The 17,746-nt window shown below is 67.1% G+C and carries 19 protein-coding genes and 1 pseudogene; 6 read left to right on the top strand and 14 right to left on the bottom strand.

Annotated features, from left to right (window positions below; translation table 11 throughout):
* Positions 1-84 precede the first annotated feature (84 nt).
* Positions 85-1,482, top strand: coding sequence for an IS30 family transposase (locus AB0I53_RS18960; RefSeq protein WP_358604166.1), 1,398 nt, complete (start codon positions 85-87; stop codon positions 1,480-1,482).
* A 4-nt stretch (positions 1,483-1,486) separates the two neighbouring features.
* Positions 1,487-1,774, top strand: a pseudogene (locus AB0I53_RS18965) (integrase core domain-containing protein); the annotation flags it as partial.
* Between the two features lie 173 nt (positions 1,775-1,947).
* On the opposite strand, the gene AB0I53_RS18970 reads toward AB0I53_RS18965, so the two are convergent.
* The 5 genes from AB0I53_RS18970 to AB0I53_RS18990 all read right to left on the bottom strand — a co-directional run bounded on the left by AB0I53_RS18970 (position 1,948) and on the right by AB0I53_RS18990 (position 4,424).
* Positions 1,948-2,097 carry a hypothetical protein gene (locus AB0I53_RS18970; protein WP_358604169.1) on the bottom strand — a complete coding sequence of 50 codons (150 nt, stop codon included), beginning with the start codon at positions 2,095-2,097 and terminating at the stop codon, positions 1,948-1,950.
* Positions 2,098-2,112: 15 nt separating this feature from the next.
* Complete coding sequence (locus AB0I53_RS18975) at positions 2,113-2,814, bottom strand: SDR family oxidoreductase (RefSeq protein WP_358604172.1); 702 nt, start codon at positions 2,812-2,814, stop codon at positions 2,113-2,115.
* 136 nt (positions 2,815-2,950) lie between these two features.
* Positions 2,951-3,379: a tautomerase family protein gene (locus AB0I53_RS18980; RefSeq protein WP_358604175.1), complete on the bottom strand. Its 429-nt coding sequence runs from the start codon at positions 3,377-3,379 to the stop codon at positions 2,951-2,953.
* Positions 3,380-3,405: 26 nt separating this feature from the next.
* Positions 3,406-3,879, bottom strand: coding sequence for an alpha/beta fold hydrolase (locus AB0I53_RS18985; protein WP_358604178.1), 474 nt, complete (start codon positions 3,877-3,879; stop codon positions 3,406-3,408).
* Positions 3,880-3,989: 110 nt separating this feature from the next.
* Complete coding sequence (locus AB0I53_RS18990) at positions 3,990-4,424, bottom strand: helix-turn-helix domain-containing protein (protein ID WP_358604181.1); 435 nt, start codon at positions 4,422-4,424, stop codon at positions 3,990-3,992.
* 290 nt (positions 4,425-4,714) lie between these two features.
* Here AB0I53_RS18990 and AB0I53_RS18995 point away from each other — a divergent pair, with 290 nt between their 5' ends.
* From AB0I53_RS18995 to AB0I53_RS19005, 3 genes are all read left to right on the top strand, one after another.
* Entirely contained in the window at positions 4,715-5,539 is an 825-nt protein-coding gene (locus tag AB0I53_RS18995) for a thioesterase family protein (protein WP_358604184.1), read from the top strand.
* Positions 5,540-5,551: 12 nt separating this feature from the next.
* Complete coding sequence (locus AB0I53_RS19000) at positions 5,552-6,982, top strand: DHA2 family efflux MFS transporter permease subunit (protein WP_358604187.1); 1,431 nt, start codon at positions 5,552-5,554, stop codon at positions 6,980-6,982.
* Positions 6,983-7,043: 61 nt separating this feature from the next.
* Complete coding sequence (locus AB0I53_RS19005; RefSeq protein WP_358604190.1) at positions 7,044-8,498, top strand: GMC oxidoreductase; 1,455 nt, start codon at positions 7,044-7,046, stop codon at positions 8,496-8,498.
* On the opposite strand, the gene AB0I53_RS19010 is transcribed toward AB0I53_RS19005, so the two are convergent.
* From AB0I53_RS19010 to AB0I53_RS19020, 3 genes are read right to left on the bottom strand one after another with little or no spacing between them, the layout of a single operon-like run.
* The gene (locus AB0I53_RS19010; protein ID WP_358604193.1) at positions 8,499-8,903 is read right to left on the bottom strand and encodes an alpha/beta hydrolase; all 405 of its coding nucleotides are present in this window, start codon (positions 8,901-8,903) and stop codon (positions 8,499-8,501) included.
* A gap of 8 nt (positions 8,904-8,911) precedes the next feature.
* Positions 8,912-9,343, bottom strand: a complete 432-nt coding sequence (locus AB0I53_RS19015) for an alpha/beta fold hydrolase (protein WP_358604196.1) — start codon at positions 9,341-9,343, stop codon at positions 8,912-8,914.
* Positions 9,340-11,043 (bottom strand): zinc-binding dehydrogenase, encoded by a 1,704-nt coding sequence (locus AB0I53_RS19020; RefSeq protein WP_358604199.1) that lies wholly within the window; start codon positions 11,041-11,043, stop codon positions 9,340-9,342. The genes AB0I53_RS19015 and AB0I53_RS19020 overlap by 4 nt, the downstream gene beginning before the upstream one ends.
* A 106-nt stretch (positions 11,044-11,149) precedes the next feature.
* Here AB0I53_RS19020 and AB0I53_RS19025 point away from each other — a divergent pair, with 106 nt between their 5' ends.
* Entirely contained in the window at positions 11,150-11,836 is a 687-nt protein-coding gene (locus AB0I53_RS19025; RefSeq protein WP_358604202.1) for a TetR/AcrR family transcriptional regulator, read from the top strand.
* A gap of 274 nt (positions 11,837-12,110) precedes the next feature.
* On the opposite strand, the gene AB0I53_RS19030 is transcribed toward AB0I53_RS19025, so the two are convergent.
* The 6 genes from AB0I53_RS19030 to AB0I53_RS19055 all read right to left on the bottom strand — a co-directional run bounded on the left by AB0I53_RS19030 (position 12,111) and on the right by AB0I53_RS19055 (position 17,741).
* A complete protein-coding gene (locus AB0I53_RS19030) occupies positions 12,111-13,385 on the bottom strand; it encodes a GNAT family N-acetyltransferase (protein ID WP_358604205.1) in 1,275 nt (424 codons plus the stop codon).
* Positions 13,386-13,467: 82 nt separating this feature from the next.
* Positions 13,468-14,934 (bottom strand): mycofactocin biosynthesis glycosyltransferase MftF, encoded by a 1,467-nt coding sequence (mftF, locus tag AB0I53_RS19035; protein ID WP_358604208.1) that lies wholly within the window; start codon positions 14,932-14,934, stop codon positions 13,468-13,470.
* Complete coding sequence (locus AB0I53_RS19040; RefSeq protein ID WP_358604211.1) at positions 14,931-15,710, bottom strand: mycofactocin-coupled SDR family oxidoreductase; 780 nt, start codon at positions 15,708-15,710, stop codon at positions 14,931-14,933. Before AB0I53_RS19040 ends, mftF begins: the two co-directional genes overlap by 4 nt.
* Positions 15,707-16,435: a mycofactocin biosynthesis peptidyl-dipeptidase MftE gene (mftE, locus tag AB0I53_RS19045; protein ID WP_358604214.1), complete on the bottom strand. Its 729-nt coding sequence runs from the start codon at positions 16,433-16,435 to the stop codon at positions 15,707-15,709. Before mftE ends, AB0I53_RS19040 begins: the two co-directional genes overlap by 4 nt.
* Positions 16,432-17,331, bottom strand: a complete 900-nt coding sequence (locus AB0I53_RS19050; protein WP_358604217.1) for a mycofactocin-associated electron transfer flavoprotein beta subunit — start codon at positions 17,329-17,331, stop codon at positions 16,432-16,434. The genes mftE and AB0I53_RS19050 overlap by 4 nt, the downstream gene beginning before the upstream one ends.
* Positions 17,332-17,438: 107 nt before the next feature.
* Positions 17,439-17,741, bottom strand: a complete 303-nt coding sequence (locus AB0I53_RS19055) for a 4Fe-4S dicluster domain-containing protein (protein WP_358604220.1) — start codon at positions 17,739-17,741, stop codon at positions 17,439-17,441.
* Positions 17,742-17,746 lie beyond the last annotated feature (5 nt).

The raw sequence follows: 17,746 nt of genomic DNA on the forward strand, positions 1-17,746 counted from the left end.
TCCGGATGCGGTGTTCCACTCCGACCGCGGTACGCAAGGCGGATTCAACTGGTCGTCGCAACACCCCGATCACGGAGGTGTTGAATGGGGCGACCACGGGGTTGGGCAACGGCCGCGACGGGCAGGCCGCCGATGCGTTCGCCCGGTCGTCCTCCGGTGGCACGGCGTGAGGATCAACAACGCTTCTGGGCGGCGATCGCAGACGGTCTGTCCAGCGAGGAGGCCGGTATCGCCGCCGGCGTGTCGCCCGCGGTCGGTTCGCGATGGTTCCGCGAAAGTGGCGGGATGCGACCTGTTGATCACACGCCGCCGTCCGGTCGGTATCTGTCGTTTGCTGAACGCGAGGAGATCGCGATCCTGAAAGCCCAGAAATGCGGTGTGCGTGAGATCTCCCGCCGACTGGACCGCTCACCGTCGACGATCTCACGCGAGTTACGGCGCAACGCGGCGACCCGCGGCGGCCGCCTAGAATACCGAGCCTCGACCGCACAGTGGCACGCCGACCGGAGTGCCCGACGCCCGAAAACCGCCAAACTCGTGGGAAACGAGAAACTGAGGCAGTACGTGCAGGACCGTCTTGCCGGCACCGTCACCACCTCGGATGGCGCACCGGTGCCGGGACCCGATGTGAAGTGGAAAGGCCGCCGTCACGGGCCGCGCAAGGATCGGCGCTGGAGCACGGCGTGGAGCCCACAACAGATCGCTAACCGGCTCCCGCTCGACTTCCCCGACGACGAGTCAATGCGGATCTCGCACGAGGCGATCTACCAAGCCCTCTATATCAAGGATCGTGGGACGCTGCACCGTGAGTTCACCGCGTGTCTGCGCACCGGACGAGCCTTACGGGTGCCGCGAGCACGTACCCGGCGTCGCGGCAAGAAATTCATCAGCAACGACGTGCGGATCGGTCAACGACCCTCCGAAGTAGACGACAGAAACACGGCCGGGCACTGGGAAGGTGATCTCATTCTTGGGCTGAACCGTTCCGCAATCGGCACCCTGGTCGAACGCACGACCCGCTACACCATGCTCCTGCACCTGCCGCCCATGCCTGAACACGGAACACAACCCCGTGTCCATAATGGACCTCCACTGGCTGGACACGGCGCAAAGGCCGTACGCGAGGCCATCGCGTCCTCGATGGCGCCGCTGCCAGCGGCACTACGCCGGTCACTGACCTGGGACCAGGGGGCGGAGATGGCTCAGCACACCGAGCTCAGTCGTGATACCGGCATCAAGGTGTACTTCTGCGATCCTCACTCGCCATGGCAGCGCGGCACCGACGAGAACACGAACGGATTGCTACGCCAGTACTTCCCGAAAGGCACCGACCTCAGCAGGCATGGCCCCGAGGAACTTGATGCGATCGCCACCACCCTCAACAACCGGCCGCGCAAGGTCCTCGGATGGAAAACCCCTGCCGAAGCCCTCGAACATCAACTATCCTCACCCCAAACAAGCGGTGTTGCGACGACCGGTTGAATCCACCCAATACACTTCCGCTGAGTTTTTCCGATTCTGCAAGAAAAATCGCGTCCTTACCAGCGTCGGGCGAACCGGGGTGTGTTGGGACAACGCCGCCGCCGAATCGTTCTTCGCTTCGCTGAAAAACGAGATGTATCACCGAGAACCGTTCCCTACCCTGGCCCGAGCCCGCTTCGCCGTCGCCGACTACATCGAAGTGTTCTACAACCGGAAACGACTCCACAGCAGCCTCGGCTACCGCACCCCCGCCGAGGCTCACCGAGACCACCTCACCGCGACCGCGGCCTGAGGAAACCCACCGACGTTCGAGGCGGCCGTCCGGGGCGTGCTGCTTGGTGCCGAGCGCTTCGCTCAACGCGGCCTTTATGATCCGATTGGGCAACACCTGGCCGCACGGCAAGGTCAGCGGGTCGCGCAGTGAGGTCATGGGCATGTTCCTTCAACGGGTCTCTGGGAGTGCGATCAGTCGGCAAGGAAGTCAGTTACCGCGGTGGTGAAGGCTTCGGTGTGCTGGAACAGGAATGCGTGCCCGGCGTCGCTGTAGAACAAGCGGATGGCCGAGTCGAGGTGCTCGACAGCAGCCCTGCGGCCTGATTCTCCGAACCTGGCCACAAGCCGGATTCGTCGTCAGCCGGCCAGCTGCGGATACAGCGCGCCCAGGTCCCCGGCCAGCCCTGCCTTGACCTGCCGGGTGAGGTCGTCGGCGAGCACCTCGTGCGCGCCCGCCTCGATGCCGTCGAGCGCGAGCCGGGCGACCTCGCCGGGGCTGGTCTTGGGCGAGTCAACTCCTGCGGTCATGTCGGTGTCCACGTAAGCCATGTGGAGTCCCGTGACCGCGATCCCGCGCGGGTGCAACTCCAGGCGCAACGAGTTGGTCTGCGACCACAGAGCGGCCTTGGACGCGCTGTAGGAACCACCGTTGCCCAGCCACGACAGCACCGAGTGGGCATTGAGGATGTGCCCGCCCCCGTTGCGTTCGATGATCGGTGCGAAGGCGCGGGTGACCAGAAGCGGCCCGTAGAAGTTCGTCTCGAACTCCCGGCGCACGTCCTCGATCGGCGAGTCGAGGAAAGGGACGCCTAGCGAAGCGCCAGCGTTGTTGATCAGGATCGTGACATCGCCGGCCTCTTCGGCAGCGGCCGAGACCGCCGCGGGGTCGGTGACCTCCAGTGCCACCGGAACTGCATCCGGGTGCGTCACGGCGTTGCGGTCGCGGGCCGTGGCGTAGACCTTGCTCGCACCCCGGGTGTACAGATCCTCCACCAGCGCCTTACCGATGCCGCGGCTGCCGCCCGTGACAAACACGACTGCACCCCTGATCTCGGTCATCACAGACTCCTTTCTTGTCGTGACACGGGGAATCCTGAACTGGGCAGCCAGCACTTCCCGCAGAATGCGTTCTGAACGTCAATCCACATGTATTGGAGGCTTGTCCTCGCCACCAAGCCGGTTCGCCGCGATGCCGTCATTCAGCCGAGAGCAGGTCTCCGAGAGCATGCCTGTGACGTTCCATCCAGGCCGCTTCTTCGCCGGGTGCGGGCATGATCAGACCGGCCTCCATGATGGATGTGGGGTCGACTTCGGTGAGGCCGACTAGCAGGCTTTGGGCCTCTTGACCGGTGATCTCAGTCCAGGCTTCGGAGAGCCGGGTCAGCTGTTCGGCTCGCGCCGCGCGATCCCGACCAGATCGGATCGTTCCGCCGATCACCGAAACGGCGTTGGGCTTGCCCGCTGTGAAAAACGCCGACGGCTCGTACTCAGTGAACACGACGTTGACGAATCCTCGGGGCGCGCCCGTCACCGAGGTGTGCACTGTCGTGATCGCTTCTGCCAGATCGGCACGAAGTTCGTGGTTGAGCGATCCGGCCGGGACGAGGCACTGGTACAGCGGCATGGCATTCCCTTCGGGGTAACTACACGTCATCGGCCGGGGCCGGCGCGAAGCAATCGCAGCGACTGAAGTGCAGCGCAGCGGTCTGGAGTCACGCCCCCAGCGGGCCCCGTGCCGGCGAGCACCAATTTGCGGACGAGCTGCGGTGCTCGCTGCGCGATCACCTGCGCGACGAAGCCACCCAGCGAGAACCCGAAGAGATCGACCTGATCGAATCCGAGCGCGCGGATGAACGCGATGGCGTCTCGCGCCATCTCCTCCACTGAGTGCGGTGTCCTGCCTTGCGAAGCACCGATACCCCGGTTGTCGAAGGTGATCGCCGGATGGCTCGCGGCGATGCCGTCGACGACTCTGGGATCCCAGTTGTCCAGAACGGCACCCAAGTGATGGAGGAAGATCACCGGCGTGCCCTTGTCGGCACCGAGTCGTCGGTAGGCGAACTTCACTCCGCCGATATCGACGGTACGGGCCGGTGCATCCTGGTACGTCTTGATCGCAGTCACGGCATCCCTTTGAACTGGTTTCGTCCGACACCCGGGCGGACCGCGGATGCAGCCGCCTCATAGAGCTATGCCGCGCTGATCGCCGGCGCTCCCAGGCAGCGGCGCAGGTCCTATCGGGGCACGCCGCCGAGGCGGACGAGTGTCATCTCGCCGGTGCCGAATGGTTCTCCGCAGTGGCGACAGACGGTTTCGGTGTGCAGCTCCGTACCGCACGAGTGTTCCCACACCGTCGGTGCGGGCCCCTCGGTGACGTACTTGTCACCCCATTCCATCAACTGGTGCAGGATCGGCTGCAGCGCGCGACCGGCGTCGGTGAGCACGTATTCGTAGCGCGGCGGGTGTAGTTCGTACTGCTCCTTGGCCAGCACACCGTGCTCGACCAGTTTTCGCAGCCGGGCCGTGAGGATGTCACGGCTCGCGCCCGTGTTGGCCGCGATCTGGGCGAACCGTCTTCGGCCGAGCATCACTTCGCGTAGCGCGAGCAGGCTCCACCGCTCGCCGATCACGCCCAGCGCGTTGGCGATCGAGCACTCCCGGGCAGCCATGCGCACCTCCTGGTCCTGTTTTCCAACCTACCACGTCAGGGCTTGGTTGGAAACTACAACTCAGCAGGCAACCCCGAACTTCGACGCGAAATTTGACCCCGCCAGCGCGACTGCGTTGGATTACACAACTCACATGGTTGGATTTTCCAACTTGCTTGGCTAGCCTCGCGGTACAGAAGCAGAGGAGACGTGCCGGTGCGGTTGTCGTCAGCGGCGGGGCCATCACGACACCGCTGGAGCCTCCGGCACCCGTGTCATGGCAACGTGACCAACATCGAACGGATGTGACTGTGACCGACCAGACCAGGACCACCTTCGCGGGCGTCAGTCGCATCGAGGACCTCTCACCGGGCGAGTTCGCGGCGGAGGTCAATCCGGAGTGGACCATCGGCGGCAAGCCCAACGGTGGCTACCTCCTTGCGATGCTCGGCCGAGCCTCCGCGCGGTCCGTCGCGCACCAGCACATCCTCGCGGCCAGCGCGCACTACCTGCACTCACCCAAGCCAGGGCCGGTCACCCTGACCACGGAGGTGTTGCGCACCGGTCGATCCGTGAGTCAGGTGCGCGGCCGAATGGCTCAGGACGGAACGCCCTGCGTCGAGGCAACGTTCACCCTGGGCACCCTCGCCCCCGACGCGGCGCCGTACTGGAGCGACGGTCTGCCCGAACCCGTCGAATGCGCACAGGCGGATTGCACGCCGGTGACCGGTAGCGCGATCGGGGGCCCGGGACCGGCCATCATGGATCAGGTCGACCTGCGCATCCAGCCCGACGACTTCGGCTTCGGACGGGGCAAGCCGAGCGGGGCCGGCACGTTGCGCGGCTGGCTGGGCCTGCCCGGCGGTGAGGACTTCAACCCAATCTCGCTGCTCTACGCAGTCGACGCCTTCCCGCCCGCAACCCTCGACATCGCGCTCACCGGTTGGGTGCCCACGTTGGAGCTCACCGCCTACGTGCGCGCGCTACCCGCGCCAGGACCGGTGCGGGTGCTGCACAAGGCGCAGCTCATCGAGGGAAACAAGGTCGACGAGGCCTGCTTCGTCTGGGACAGCCGAGGACGGCTCGTCGCCCAGGCCACCCAGCTCGCCGGCATCCGCCTCGACCGACCCGAGTGATCGAGGAAGGGCATGGACGATTCCACCAGCATCGGCGAGACTGCACTGTCGAAGCCGCGCCCAGAACAGACCGGCACCGCGCAACGGCCGATCACCGTGCTCATCGTCGCGTCTGCGGGCGCATTCCTGGCCAACCTGGGCCTGTTCATCGTCAACATCGCCCTGCCGAACATCAGGCAGGGTTTCGGCGGAACGGACATCGGCGCGGTGTCGTGGGTCCTCAACGCCTACACACTGGTCTTCGCTGCGTTGCTCACCCCGGCAGGACGCCTCGCCGACCGATACGGCCGACGGCGTCTCTACCTGATCGGGGTCATGACCTTCACCGTCGCGTCGGCTGCCTGCGCGGCGGCCGTTTCGATCCCGCTGCTGATCGCCTTCCGCGCGGTTCAAGCCGTCGGGGCCGCCTTGATGATCTCCACATCGCTGGCGTTGGTCTTCGCGGCGTTTCCACCGGCCAAGCGCGGGACCGCGGCGGGGTCCTGGGCGGCCATCAACGCACTGGCCGCCACCACCGGTCCGCCGGTGGGCGGACTCCTCGCAGACGCTTCTTGGCGTTGGGTTTTCTTGATCAACGTGCCCGTCGGTGTCGTGATCCTGCTCGTCGGATCGCGCAGGCTGACTGAGAGCAAGACCCTGGCCGCAGGTATCCCGGATGTGCTCGGGGCCGTGCTTCTGGCATTCGGCGTTGGCGCCCTGACCTGGTCGTTCGTCGACGGTCCAGCCCTGGGCTGGACGCACGGCGCCGTGCTCACCGCGTTCGGCGTCACCATCCTGTCCCTGGCCTGGGTGACGTGGCGCTCGACGCGCCACCCAGCACCCGTCCTCGACCTCCAAGCGTTGAGAGTCCCGAGCTTCTCGTTGGCCTGCGCGGCAATGCTGCTGTTCTCGGCAGGCTTCGGCGCCATGATCTTCGGCAATGTCCTGTTCCTCACCGGCATCTGGCACACTTCCACAGGAACCGCCGGACTGATGTCCATCCCTGGCGCCCTGGCAGTGGTCGCCACCTCCCCCATCGGCGGGCGCCTGACGCAGCGCCTCGGCCCTGGCATGGTCATAGCCGCCGGCGGAATCGTGTTCACCCTCGGCGTCGGATGGTGGCTCTGGCACCTCGATTCCGCCGAAAACTTCCTCGGCGCACTGCTCCCAGGACTGCTGCTCACCGGGGTCGGCATCGGGCTGCTGATGCCCAGCACCAACGGTGTTCCCGGATTAGTGCTGAGCGAAAGTCGTTGGGGTACGGGATCATCCATGATCAACGCTGCTCGCCAGGTCGGCATCGGCTTGGGCACGGCGTTCACCGTGACCCTCTACGGCGGTGACGCGACTCTCGCCGGCTTCCAACGAGGTTGGCTGTTCATCGCCGCCACGAGCGCCGCAACCGTCATGATCGGATTCGCCATCATGCGGCACGAGAAGACCTCTGCAACGGAGAGCCCCTGACGCACTCACTGCAGACCCTGAGACGGACGGTGCTGACAATCTTCGATATGACGATCTGCCGTTGACGGCCTCGGACTGGCGTCGCTTCATCTGGGCACCGAAGCTGGGGCTGCACGGGATCATGCGCAATGTCCTGTTTCGGCATGTCTTTAGTTCTACGCAGACCGGGGTAGGCGGGGGCAGCCTCGTCTACGGCGGGGTGCTGTTTCGCGCGCAAGACGGTTTCTACAGAGATCCACAATGGAGCGGGATCGCCGAGTGGGATTCGGTTCTGGCCCCCCCCCACTACGCCACCGCCGAACAAATGCTCGGGGTTCAGGCGACCCCGTGGGAGTCCGTGACGATGCGGCTGACCAAAGAGCTCGCCGGTCACTTCGGTACCGAGGAGACGTTTGCCTCGGCCCCTGTCGGTGTCTTCTTCGGAGAGCCCGGCGAGACAGTCGAGGATCCCTACTTCGGGGGCGAGGGTCCACCTCGAACCGGATGCACTCGCTGCGGGGCCTGCATGGTGGGCTGCAGAACCGGCGCGGCGAACCGCTTGACGAAGAACTACCTCTGGTTCGCGGAGAAGTACGGCGCACAGATCTTCGCCGAGCGCGAGGTGCTCGATGTCTCACCGATCGGAGCCAGCGACGGCCGTGATGGCTATCGGGTCGTCACCGCGAGCACCGCATCTCGGCGGAGCCGCGACCGGCGTACGTTCACCACCCGAGGCGTCGTCTTCGCTGGCGGCGCCGTCGGGACCAACGAGCTGCTGGCGACCTGCAAGCACCAGGGCTCACTTCCGCGCATCAGCGACAGGCTGGGAAGCCTGGTGCGGACCAACAGCGAAGCAGTCCTGTCAGTCCTGTTGCCGGACGACCTCGGGACTTGGCGAGATGTCACGGCCAGCAGCCGAGTCATGCTCGACCAAGACACTCAGGTCGAGTTCCTCACCTACGGACGCCACGGCGATTTCATGCGCCTGATGTTCACCGCCTTGGCCAGCGGAGGATCGCATCCACGACGTCTTGCGAAGTGGTTGGGCGGCGTCTTGAGACACCCCCGGCAGTGGATCGCGACAATGCGATCCGGCTGGAGCAGCCGAACGACGATGATGCTGGTCATGCAGGCGCGTGACAACGCCATCGCTTCCGTGCCAAGGAAGCTCTTCGGGAGCGGCTATCGGCTCGCCACCGAAACCGACAGCGCGCGACCGGCACCGACGTACATCGACGTTGGTCACCGGGCAGTGAAGTGGATGGCCGAACGTACCGGGGGCATTCCGCAGAGCAGCATCTTCGAAGCTATCGGTGGCAGGCCGATGACTGCCCATGTCCTCGGTGGCGCGGCGATCGGCGCGAACCCAGCCCGTGGCGTGGTCGACGAACGCTTGCGGGTCTTCGGCTACGAGAACCTGATCGTGTGTGACGCGGCAGCGCTTCCTGCGAACCCGGGAGTCAACCCCGCGCTGACGATCACTGCGCTGGCCGAACATGCCATGGTGAACATTCCTCCGTCCGCCAAGGGCGACTGATCAACGCAGGAACCGCAGGACGTGCGGGACGAACCGATCGTGATGCTGGAACACGCCACCGTGACCTGAGTCCGGATAGATCGTCAGGGTGGCGTGTGGCAGGCGGTGGGCGAGCTCGAACGATGCCCGGGTGGCCAACATTCGGTCGTCTTCCCCGTTGGCCACGAGAACGGGATGGAAGATACGGCCAAGGTCCAAGGGACCTTGCGCGCCCCATCGGCTGATCGCCAGAAGCTGCCTGGCCGCACCGAGGATCGAGGTGGCCTTCACACGATCCGCAGTGCGTTCCCGGAGGCGCGCCATGTACGCCTCGGCCGCAGCCTTGCCGTTGTCGGTCCTCGTGAAAAACAGCAATGGCTTCGGATTGCTGAGGGTGACGAGCCCACGCAGGGAGTCTGTGAGCATGCGCCGATTCAGCTGTCCGACGCCCGGGAAGCCGGCGGGGCCGGTTCCGGCAGGATGAACCTTCGCACCAGTTGCGGCTCTTTCGTGGCGATCGCCTGCGCGATGAATCCGCCGAGCGAGAAGCCCAGGAGGTCGACCTGTTCGACGCCGAGGGCGCGAAGAAACGCGACGCCGTCGTCGGCCATCGCCTGGACGGTCGTGGGTACCTTCCCGGGCGTGCCACCGACACCGCGGTTGTCGAAGATGAGGACCCTTCGTTCGGTGGCGATGCCGTCGATGACGCGCGGATCCCAGTCGTCGATGACTGCGGTGAAATGGTGGAGAAGGACCAGCGGTACGCCGCCACGTGGCCCGAGGTCGCGGTAAGCGAAACGCGTGCCGCCGGCGTCGACGTGCAGCGTTGGCGCGGTAATTGCAGTGTGCGCGACGGCGTCGGTCATGCGCTGGTGCCGTGGGTGATGACTATCTTGCCCTTGGCGCGGCCCTGTTCGACGTGCGCAAGGGCCTCAGGCGTCTTGTCGAAGTCGAAGGTGCGGTCGAGCACCGGGCGCAGCGTGCCGTTGTCATACAAGTCCGCCAACTTCTTCAGCTGGGCGCCGTTGGCTTTCATGAAGAAGAAGGCGTAGCGCACGCCAAGGGCCCTGGCCAGCTTGCGGATCTTCCGGCTCAGCAGCGCCATGACCGGTTTCAGCAGCGGCTGGCCGAGTTGCGCTGCGAAAGCCGGGTCAGGTGGCCCGACGACACTGATCGCCAGCCCGCCGCGCTTGAGCACGGTCAGCGACTTCTGCAGGCTGGCAGGCCCGAGGGAGTCCAGGACGACGTCGTATCCGGAGAGCACATCGGCGAAGTCGTGCCGGGTGTAGTCGATGACCTCGTCGGCACCGAGGTCGCGGACCTTGTCCACGTCACGGGTGTGGGAGGTGGTGGCGACGTAGGCGCCGAGGTGCTTGGCGACCTGGATGACGGTCGAGCCCAAGCCGCCCGCTCCGGCGTGCACGAGCACTTTCTGACCAGGCTCAACCTCGGCGACGTCGACCAGGGATTGCCAGGCGGCCAGCGCAACCAGCGGCACCGCCGCCGCCTCTTCCAAGGACAGCGCCGCCGGCTTCAGGGCGCCATCGCTCTCGTCGATCGCGATGTACTCGGCGAACGTGCCGATCCGCAGATCGCGGGGCCGGGCGTAGATCTCATCGCCCACTTTGAAGTCACGTACCGCCGAACCGGTCTGGGTCACCACGCCCGCGACGTCATGCCCCAGCGCGAACGGGGTCTTGTACTTCAGCAGCTGCTTGAACTCACCGTCCCGGACCATCTTGTCGAGCGGGTTGATGCTGGCTGCCGCCACGCGTACGAGCACGTCGCGGTCACCGACCGCAGGTTGGGGCAGATCGGCGGCCTTGAGACCATCCTTGCCGTAGGAGTCCACCACGAATGCCTTCATGTCAAACCGCCTTGTCGGTACTGCTGTTGGTCTGCGCTGCGCGCAGAGCAGGCTTGGCCACCTTGCCCACAGCATTGCGCGGCAGCGCGTCGAGCACGTGGATCGCGATCGGTCGCTTGTAGCCACTGAGGCTGCGCGCGCAATGTTGTGCCAGCGCGTCGGTGTCGACCCGTGCGCCCAGGTTCGGCCTCCACGACCGATGACGTAGTCACCGTCGGCCATGACACGCAGGTCGTTGGCCCAGCTGAACTCGGCACCCAGCCCCAGCGCGGACCCGTTGAGAGCTGCCACGAAGACGACCCCACTTCGGTTCATCTTCAGAAACGTCTGATGGACACGCTCCAGCTGAATCGCGGGCCACAGCGGGCTCTTGCCCAGCGCGGCTTTGAACCAACCTGCCTTGTTCACACCTCGGGCGGTATGTGCGAGCGCGGACGCACCCCTGGTCCCCACCGGTGGTACGGCAGAGCCGCCTTCCTGCAACCAGCGAACCTCGGCGTGACTGACGAAGCGCTCCGGATGCGTCCCCGTGAAGACCACGGCCTGAACGTTCGGGGCGGAGTCGGCACGATCCACGAGCTCATCCAGAGCCTCGGCGATATCGTTACCAAACAGGCCAAGCGGGCCACCATCGATTCGAGCGACGAGCACAGTGCCTCGATCGTCGACCTCGATGCTCCCCCGGACTTCTTCTGCCATGACGGCTTCCTTTGACTCGTGCGCAGCAGCCGCTACGATAACGAAGTTATTCGAAGATCACAACCTCCCTGACGAGCAGGAAGAGGGCGATGCAACGATGGGATCCATGTCCGATGACCCGACGCCGAACGGCATACCGGAACGCCTGATCGAGGCAACGACCACCCTGCTCGCCGAGCAAGGTCCGTCCGCGATCAAGGCCCGCACGGTCGCGGCCGAGGCGGGCATGTCGACGATGGTGGTCTACAACTACTTCGGCGGGATCCCGGAGCTGATCGGCGCGGTCGTCGACCACGGCTTTGCCGACATCGAGCGCACTTTCGCTGCCCTCCCCGCCACCGACGACCCCGTTGCGGATTTGTTCCGGATGGCGTTGGCGGTGCGCGACATCGCCCGAGCGAACCCCCATCTGTATGACGCCATGTTCGGCCTCTCCACCCGTGCGACCTATCGACCAAGCTCCGCAAAGGGCGTCCGCCGCAGCGGTCATTCGCCGGCCTTCAAGGCTGCATACGCCCATGTCGTCGAGGCCTGCGCGAGGATCGCGGCGTCAGATCGGGTCGAGATGGACGACCCCACCGCGGTTGCAAGCGCGTTGTGGAGCTACGTTCACGGCTACATAACCCTTGAACTCGCCGACCACTTCACCGAGTTTGATGACCCCGTGGCGCAGGTGCTGGTCCCGATGGGAGTGACATTCACCGTCGGACTCGGCGACGATCCCGCACGTGCCCGCGCGTCGCACGAAGCCGCCCTGACAAGCCACCAGTCATCGACGACCCGCGACAACTGATAACGATCCCTTCGACTGTCCTCACGGCGCTGCCGGGGCACGCCCGGCTTGGTCTCGCCACGACGATTGGAGGAGAAGGCCAGTCAGGCAGCCGCCCGCGGCGCTTGGGATCGGTTCGATCGGCTCGGCTACGGGTGCAGCCTCGCGGCCCTGGTGGTCGACGGCCCGCCGCCGATCGCCCCGAACGAACCCCGTACGTCGCTGGGGCATCGAGCCCTCCCCGGAAACGACGGTCCCGCCCCGTGTCCGGGGACTCTGCGGGAAAGTATGTCGATCACAACCTGGTGTAGGCCTCGATGTCCTGCTCGAACTCGGTGATGGCTTCGGCAGTCAGCGTCGGCCGGGTGTCGGAGATCGCCCGCAGGTAGTCCTTCGTCGTAGCCAGCCCGCTGTCGTCGTGCAGCACGTCGCGCTCGAAGGCCGCCTGGGCGCCTTGGCGCGCGGCGAACTCGATGTCGGCCGGGGTGAACAGAGCGGAGCGCTCCACCAGCAGGTCCAGGTCGACGTTGTCGCGCGCCGGGCCGAGGTAGCGCGACCAGATCGCCCGCCTGGCGGGCGGGTCCGGCGGGCCTACCGGGATGATGTAGTCGAACCGGCCCGGCCGCAGGAACGCCGAGTCCAGGGAGCTCACCGAGTTCGTGGCGCAGACCAGCAGGCGGTGGTCGTGTTCGCGGAAGCCGGGGATCAGCTTGAGCAGTTCGTTGGTCACCCCGTGCGCAGGACCGGCTGCGGGCGTCGAGCGGATCCCGGCGATCTCCTCGACCTCATCGATGAACAGCACCAGGTCGTCCAGTTCCTCCAGCTCAGCGAACACCGCCCGCAGCGAGGCCGCCAACCCGTCCGGGGACGACGCGGCCAGGCGCGACGGGAACAGCTCCACGAACGGCCAGTTCAGGCGGGAGGCGACCGCCTTGGCGAAGCTGGTCTTGCCGGTTCCCGGCGGCCCGAACAGCACGATCGCCTTCGGAGGCAGCACGCCGTGGCGTTCGGCCTGTGCGGAATGCGAGATCGGCAACACGACCCGTCGTTCGATGACGTCCTTTTCACGCTGCATTCCCGCCAACGCGTCCCACTGCCCAGGCGGCAGCAGCCTGCCGCCGAGCTCCTCAAGCACGTCGAAGTCGGCCGGGTCGAGGTCCTCGACCTTCTCGAAGTAGGTCAGGTCGGTGCGCGGCCGGTAGCCGGAGTTGACCATCGCCCGAAACCCCGCGGCCCCCTCGGGGACCAGGCTCGCGATGCGGTGCACCCCCTGCCCGCGCAGCTTCTTCTCCAGCTCGGTCAGCAGCGCGCTGCCGATGCCGCGGTTGCGCCACCGGGCGTCGAGGGCGAACAGCGCCAACCAGGCCCGCTCGCCCTCCACCTTCGCCGCTGCCATGCCCACGACGTCCTGCTCCACCACTGCGACCATCGCCGGATGACCGGCCCGCGCGATCGAGACCACCTCGGCAGCGGAGAACACCGGCTCTCCACCTTCCCTGCTCTGGTCCCAGATGTGGATCGCCTGGTCCAGATCGTCGTCATGAAAATCGCGCACCCGCCACGACGGCATGGCACACCTCCCGGATTTCGCTTCGCACAGCAGGAAAAATCGCCTGCGAGCTGGGGTATTGCGGGGAAACTAACCGCCGCACCTAGGGCCCGCAATGAGCCAGCCCACGCTCGGATCGTTCTCGGAATCGATGCCGAAAGCGTCCACACCGGAATCCTGCGATCTTCGGGACCAGCGGCGCGGGCGTGCGCTGCCTCACCGCACCCCACCAGACTCCGGCCCCGTAGGCGAGATCGTCGAGCCTGCGCAAGGCGACGAAGGTGACCGGGTCCACTCGCGAACCCCTCCGGCTGCGCTCCACCAATGCGTCCACAGTAGAGCCAAGGATCAGCAATCGCCGTGCCCGCCGACTGCTGATCGCCAACGCGAGCCCGAGGGGCCAGTGATGTCGGACACCGGCACGCAGCAGCTGGACCGCGGTGGAGAACAACCCCGCCAGGGTCAGCAGGCCTGCCGCTCGCACTGGGGTGTCGGCGTCGGGCATCCGCCGGGCCAGGCGCACTCCGGCCACGGTGGACAGCCCCAGGGCAGCGGCGACGGCGGCAGGCCTGCGGGTCAGCAGCAGTCCGACGGCCAGCAGGGACCAGCCCGTCACGTGCATCGGTGGCACCTGGCCCGGATGCCTCCGGGCCAGCAACGCCGCACCCGAGCCGTAGAAGGCGCGCCGAGCAACCCACCGCACCAGCCCGGTTCGGTGGTCGTGGGCCACTTGCGCGGCGGGCACGTACCGGAGCCGCCACCCCGCGCGGTGCAGGCGCATGCACAGGTCGACGTCCTCGGCGACCCGGAGTTCTTCGGCGAAACCACCGGGAGCTGCCGAACGCCGCAGGACGATTGCCGCACTCGGCACGTACGCCACTTTGGACATCGGAATCACAGGAGCTTCAGCGGCTCCCAGGTCCAGGGGGGAGCAGGTCCGTTCGAATGCGCCGATACGGGTCTCCCGCTCTTCCGGTAGGGCAACGATCCTCGGCGCGACGAGGCCGACGCATGGATCGTCGAACTGCGCGAGCAGCGGCGGTAGCCAACCAGACAACGGGACGGTGTCGGAGTCGCAGAAGGTTACGAATTCCTGCGCCGTCGCGCGCAGGCCCGCGTTGCGAGCCGCCGCCGGCCCACGGCTGGTCTCGTGCCGGACGACCTCGGCGTCGTGCTCGCTCGCCACCGCCCGGACCGCCTCGCCATCGCGGGAGCCATCGTCGACGACCACCACCGGCACATCGGCGGTCGCCGGGTCGGTCCGCACCGCGCGCAACACCCTGGCCAGCATGTCCACCCGATCTCGCACGGGGATCACGATGGCGACCGATCGCGGTTGTGGGCACGCGGGGCGGGGATGGACCACACCCGCGTCGAGCAGTACGCGGGCGAGGCGGGCCGAGGTGGTGTCCCGGACGGTGAACGTGCCGTCCCCGATTAGGTCGGCCGCGCGGCGGTTCAGCCGCAGCAGGCGGGCGGGGCTTCCCCCGAACACCAGCGTCCCGTCTCGCGAGATCCTGGTCGCCTTGTCCAACTCGACGGCGAAGCCCGTTGGCAGCGCTGTGCTCATCCCATGAACCCCCCGTCGGCGTGCAGAACGGTTCCGTTGATCGCGCTCGCCTCCGGCGAACATGCCCACGCCACCGCCGCCACCACCTCCTCCGGTTCCAGCAACCGGTTGACGAGTTGATGCCTAGCGAGATCGTCCATATTGGACAGGCCGTACAGGGCCGCGGTGGCACGAAGCATGTCCGTGCGAGTGGATCCGGGGGAAACCGCCACCGCGCCGATCCCGGTTCCCTGCAAATCGGCCGCCAGCCCTCGCACCAGTCCCAGGACCGCGTGTTTGGCCGCGCAATACGCTCCCAGGTGCCACAAGCCGGTGTGCTCCGCAGCGGAGGCGAGCGCGACGAACCGGCCACGACGCGGCTCCGGTGCGCCCAACATCGCGGGAACTGCGGCTCTGGCCAGGTTCAGCAAGCCGACCACGTCAGTGCCGAACAGCGCGTTCCACTGCTGGTCGGTGGTTTCCCACAGCGGTTGGCCGCCCAGGACCACGGCTGCGGCGCCTACCGCCGCGTCCAGGCGTCCATGCCGGTGGAGTGCTTGCTCCACGGCGGCGTCGAGAACGCCCGGCTCGCGGACGTCGCCCGGCACGGCCGTCACGATCCCGCTCTCCAGGCTCCGGAGCTGATCGACTGTACCCAGCGGATACGGCACGGCCGGATCGTCCTCGCAGAGATCGACCGCGAAGACGTTCCACCCGACGTCGCTGAGCCGACGCACAACGGCGGCGCCGATCCCACGTGCGGCGCCGGTGACCACGGCGGTCGGACGGCCGGTCATGACATGACCCCAGCCGGTGCCCGGACGAGGCGTCCTCGCCGCACGGTCCAGGACCGCACGGCGGCGCTGAGCCGGGTGGACATCTCGTTGAGCAGAATCTCGCCCTCGGCCGCCGAAGCACCGCTGGGATCCCCCAGCACGCCGTTGGAGCTGACGGCGCGAACCGATGTCCGCACCAGTTCGCCCATGAGCTCCTCGACCGGCTCGGTACGTCCCGCGCGAGCGCGGTCGCCCCGTACGGCGAGCGGCCGAAGCGCCATGAGCATCGATGTTTCGGTCCGCCCCGCGTGGGCGTCTCCACGTCCGACCGCGCACGGCCACCAGGCGACGTCGCGCCGCTCACGACGAAGTTGCGCGACGGCCTCGGCCAGCGTCGCATTGTTGCCGCCGTGCCCGTTGACGATCAGCATCCGCCCGCACCACCGCGAGAGTGAGCGGCCGAGTTCGACCAGGAGCAGGTGCACTGCTTCGCACCCGATCGAGACGGTGCCGGGGAAACCCTCGTGCTCACCGCTTGCGGTGTAGGGCTGGGTCGGGGCCAGCAGGACGTCGGTGTCCGCGCCGAGTTCGCGCACCGCCTGCCACGCCACCGCGGTTGCGATGGAGCTGTCGGTGTCCACCGGGAGGTGCAACCCGTGCTGCTCGCACGAGCCGAGCGGAACGACGACGAGCGGGCGGCGGCCCTTGAGGTCCGGCCACGACTGCTCTGCGAGCAAGAGGCTCATGGCTGGCTCCCGTCGCTCTCCCACAGGTAGCCGCGCTCGCGGAGGTAGCCGAGTAGTTCGTCCACGGCCTCTGACGCGGGAAGCGGGCCCACGATGCGCACGGAGGTGCTCGCCTGGAACGCGCCGGTGAGTTCGACGAGCCGTTCTTGCGGCCGGTTCCCGGCTGGTGGTTCGATCGCGTGCGTGCGCGGGCGGGGCGGACCTTGCGCCAGCACCCTCGGCGACGCCGTTGCGGCGCTCGACTCCTTCACCACGGCGATTTCCCCGGATCGAGACGACATCACTGCCGGCAGCGACGCCCGCCGCAGGCGAACTCCCGCGGCTTCCACTGAAACCACGGCTGGGCAGTTCACCTGCAACACCTCCCGCCGACCGTGGTCGAGACGGCGGTGCACGAGCAGGTCGCCCACCTCGCCGGGTTCCAGGCGCACCACGCCCAGGGCCTGAGCCGTCCCGAACTCCGCCGCCAGGAACCCCGGCACCGTCCCGGTTCCACGATCGACCGAGCGGTCACCGCACAACGTGAGGGCAGGCACGCCGTACCGCCGGCGCACGGCCGCCGCCATGGACCTGGCCACCTGCCGCCCGTTGCCGACCAGCGCCGACGCATCCGGAGCCGCGGCGTCGACGCGCAGCGCCTCGGCTGCTCCGGCGGCCAGTGCCGCTCGCAGCGCCGCGTCGGCTTCTGGTGGCCCGCAGGTGACCGCCACGACGCGGCCGGACCACCGGCCCGCCAGGCGCAAGGCGTGTTCCAGCGCGGCCTCGTCGGCGGCCGACACTCCGGTGTCGTGCACCACGACCCGAACCGAGCCGGTGAGCGGGTCGACCGACGCCCGCAGCCAAGACCACTTCAGCGCGGCGACGATCACCGGACCGCCGGATCCAACCATGTCCATCAGGTCGCTCCTCGGAGCTGGTCTTCGACAGAAACTCTTCCAACGGACCAAGCCGGTTTCCGCCGCGCGAGGTTCCGCCGCCGCGAGCGGAGTTCGGAGGCATGCGCTCAGCCGTTGCGGAACACGACGCCGTCACCGCCGTCGGGATAGGTCCAGGTGATCGCGCCCGACTCATTGCAGACCATGTAGCAGGTCCCGCACTCGAAGCACTGCTCGTAGTTGAACAGGATTCCGCCGTCGCCGGTCGGCACGAACAGCTTGGCCGGGCACGAGTGCACGCACGCCTTCGTCGTGCACGATCGGCACACCTCGGAGTCGACGGTGATGTGCGCCCGCTCGGAAACCCGGAACTCCACGCCGTCCATCCGCTCTTCGAACGACGTCGGCGGGTAGCGGTCGGTACCCGGCATCGGTC

Origin of the sequence: Saccharopolyspora sp. NPDC050389, assembly GCF_040655595.1 — a bacterium.
GTDB lineage: Bacteria > Actinomycetota > Actinomycetes > Mycobacteriales > Pseudonocardiaceae > Saccharopolyspora.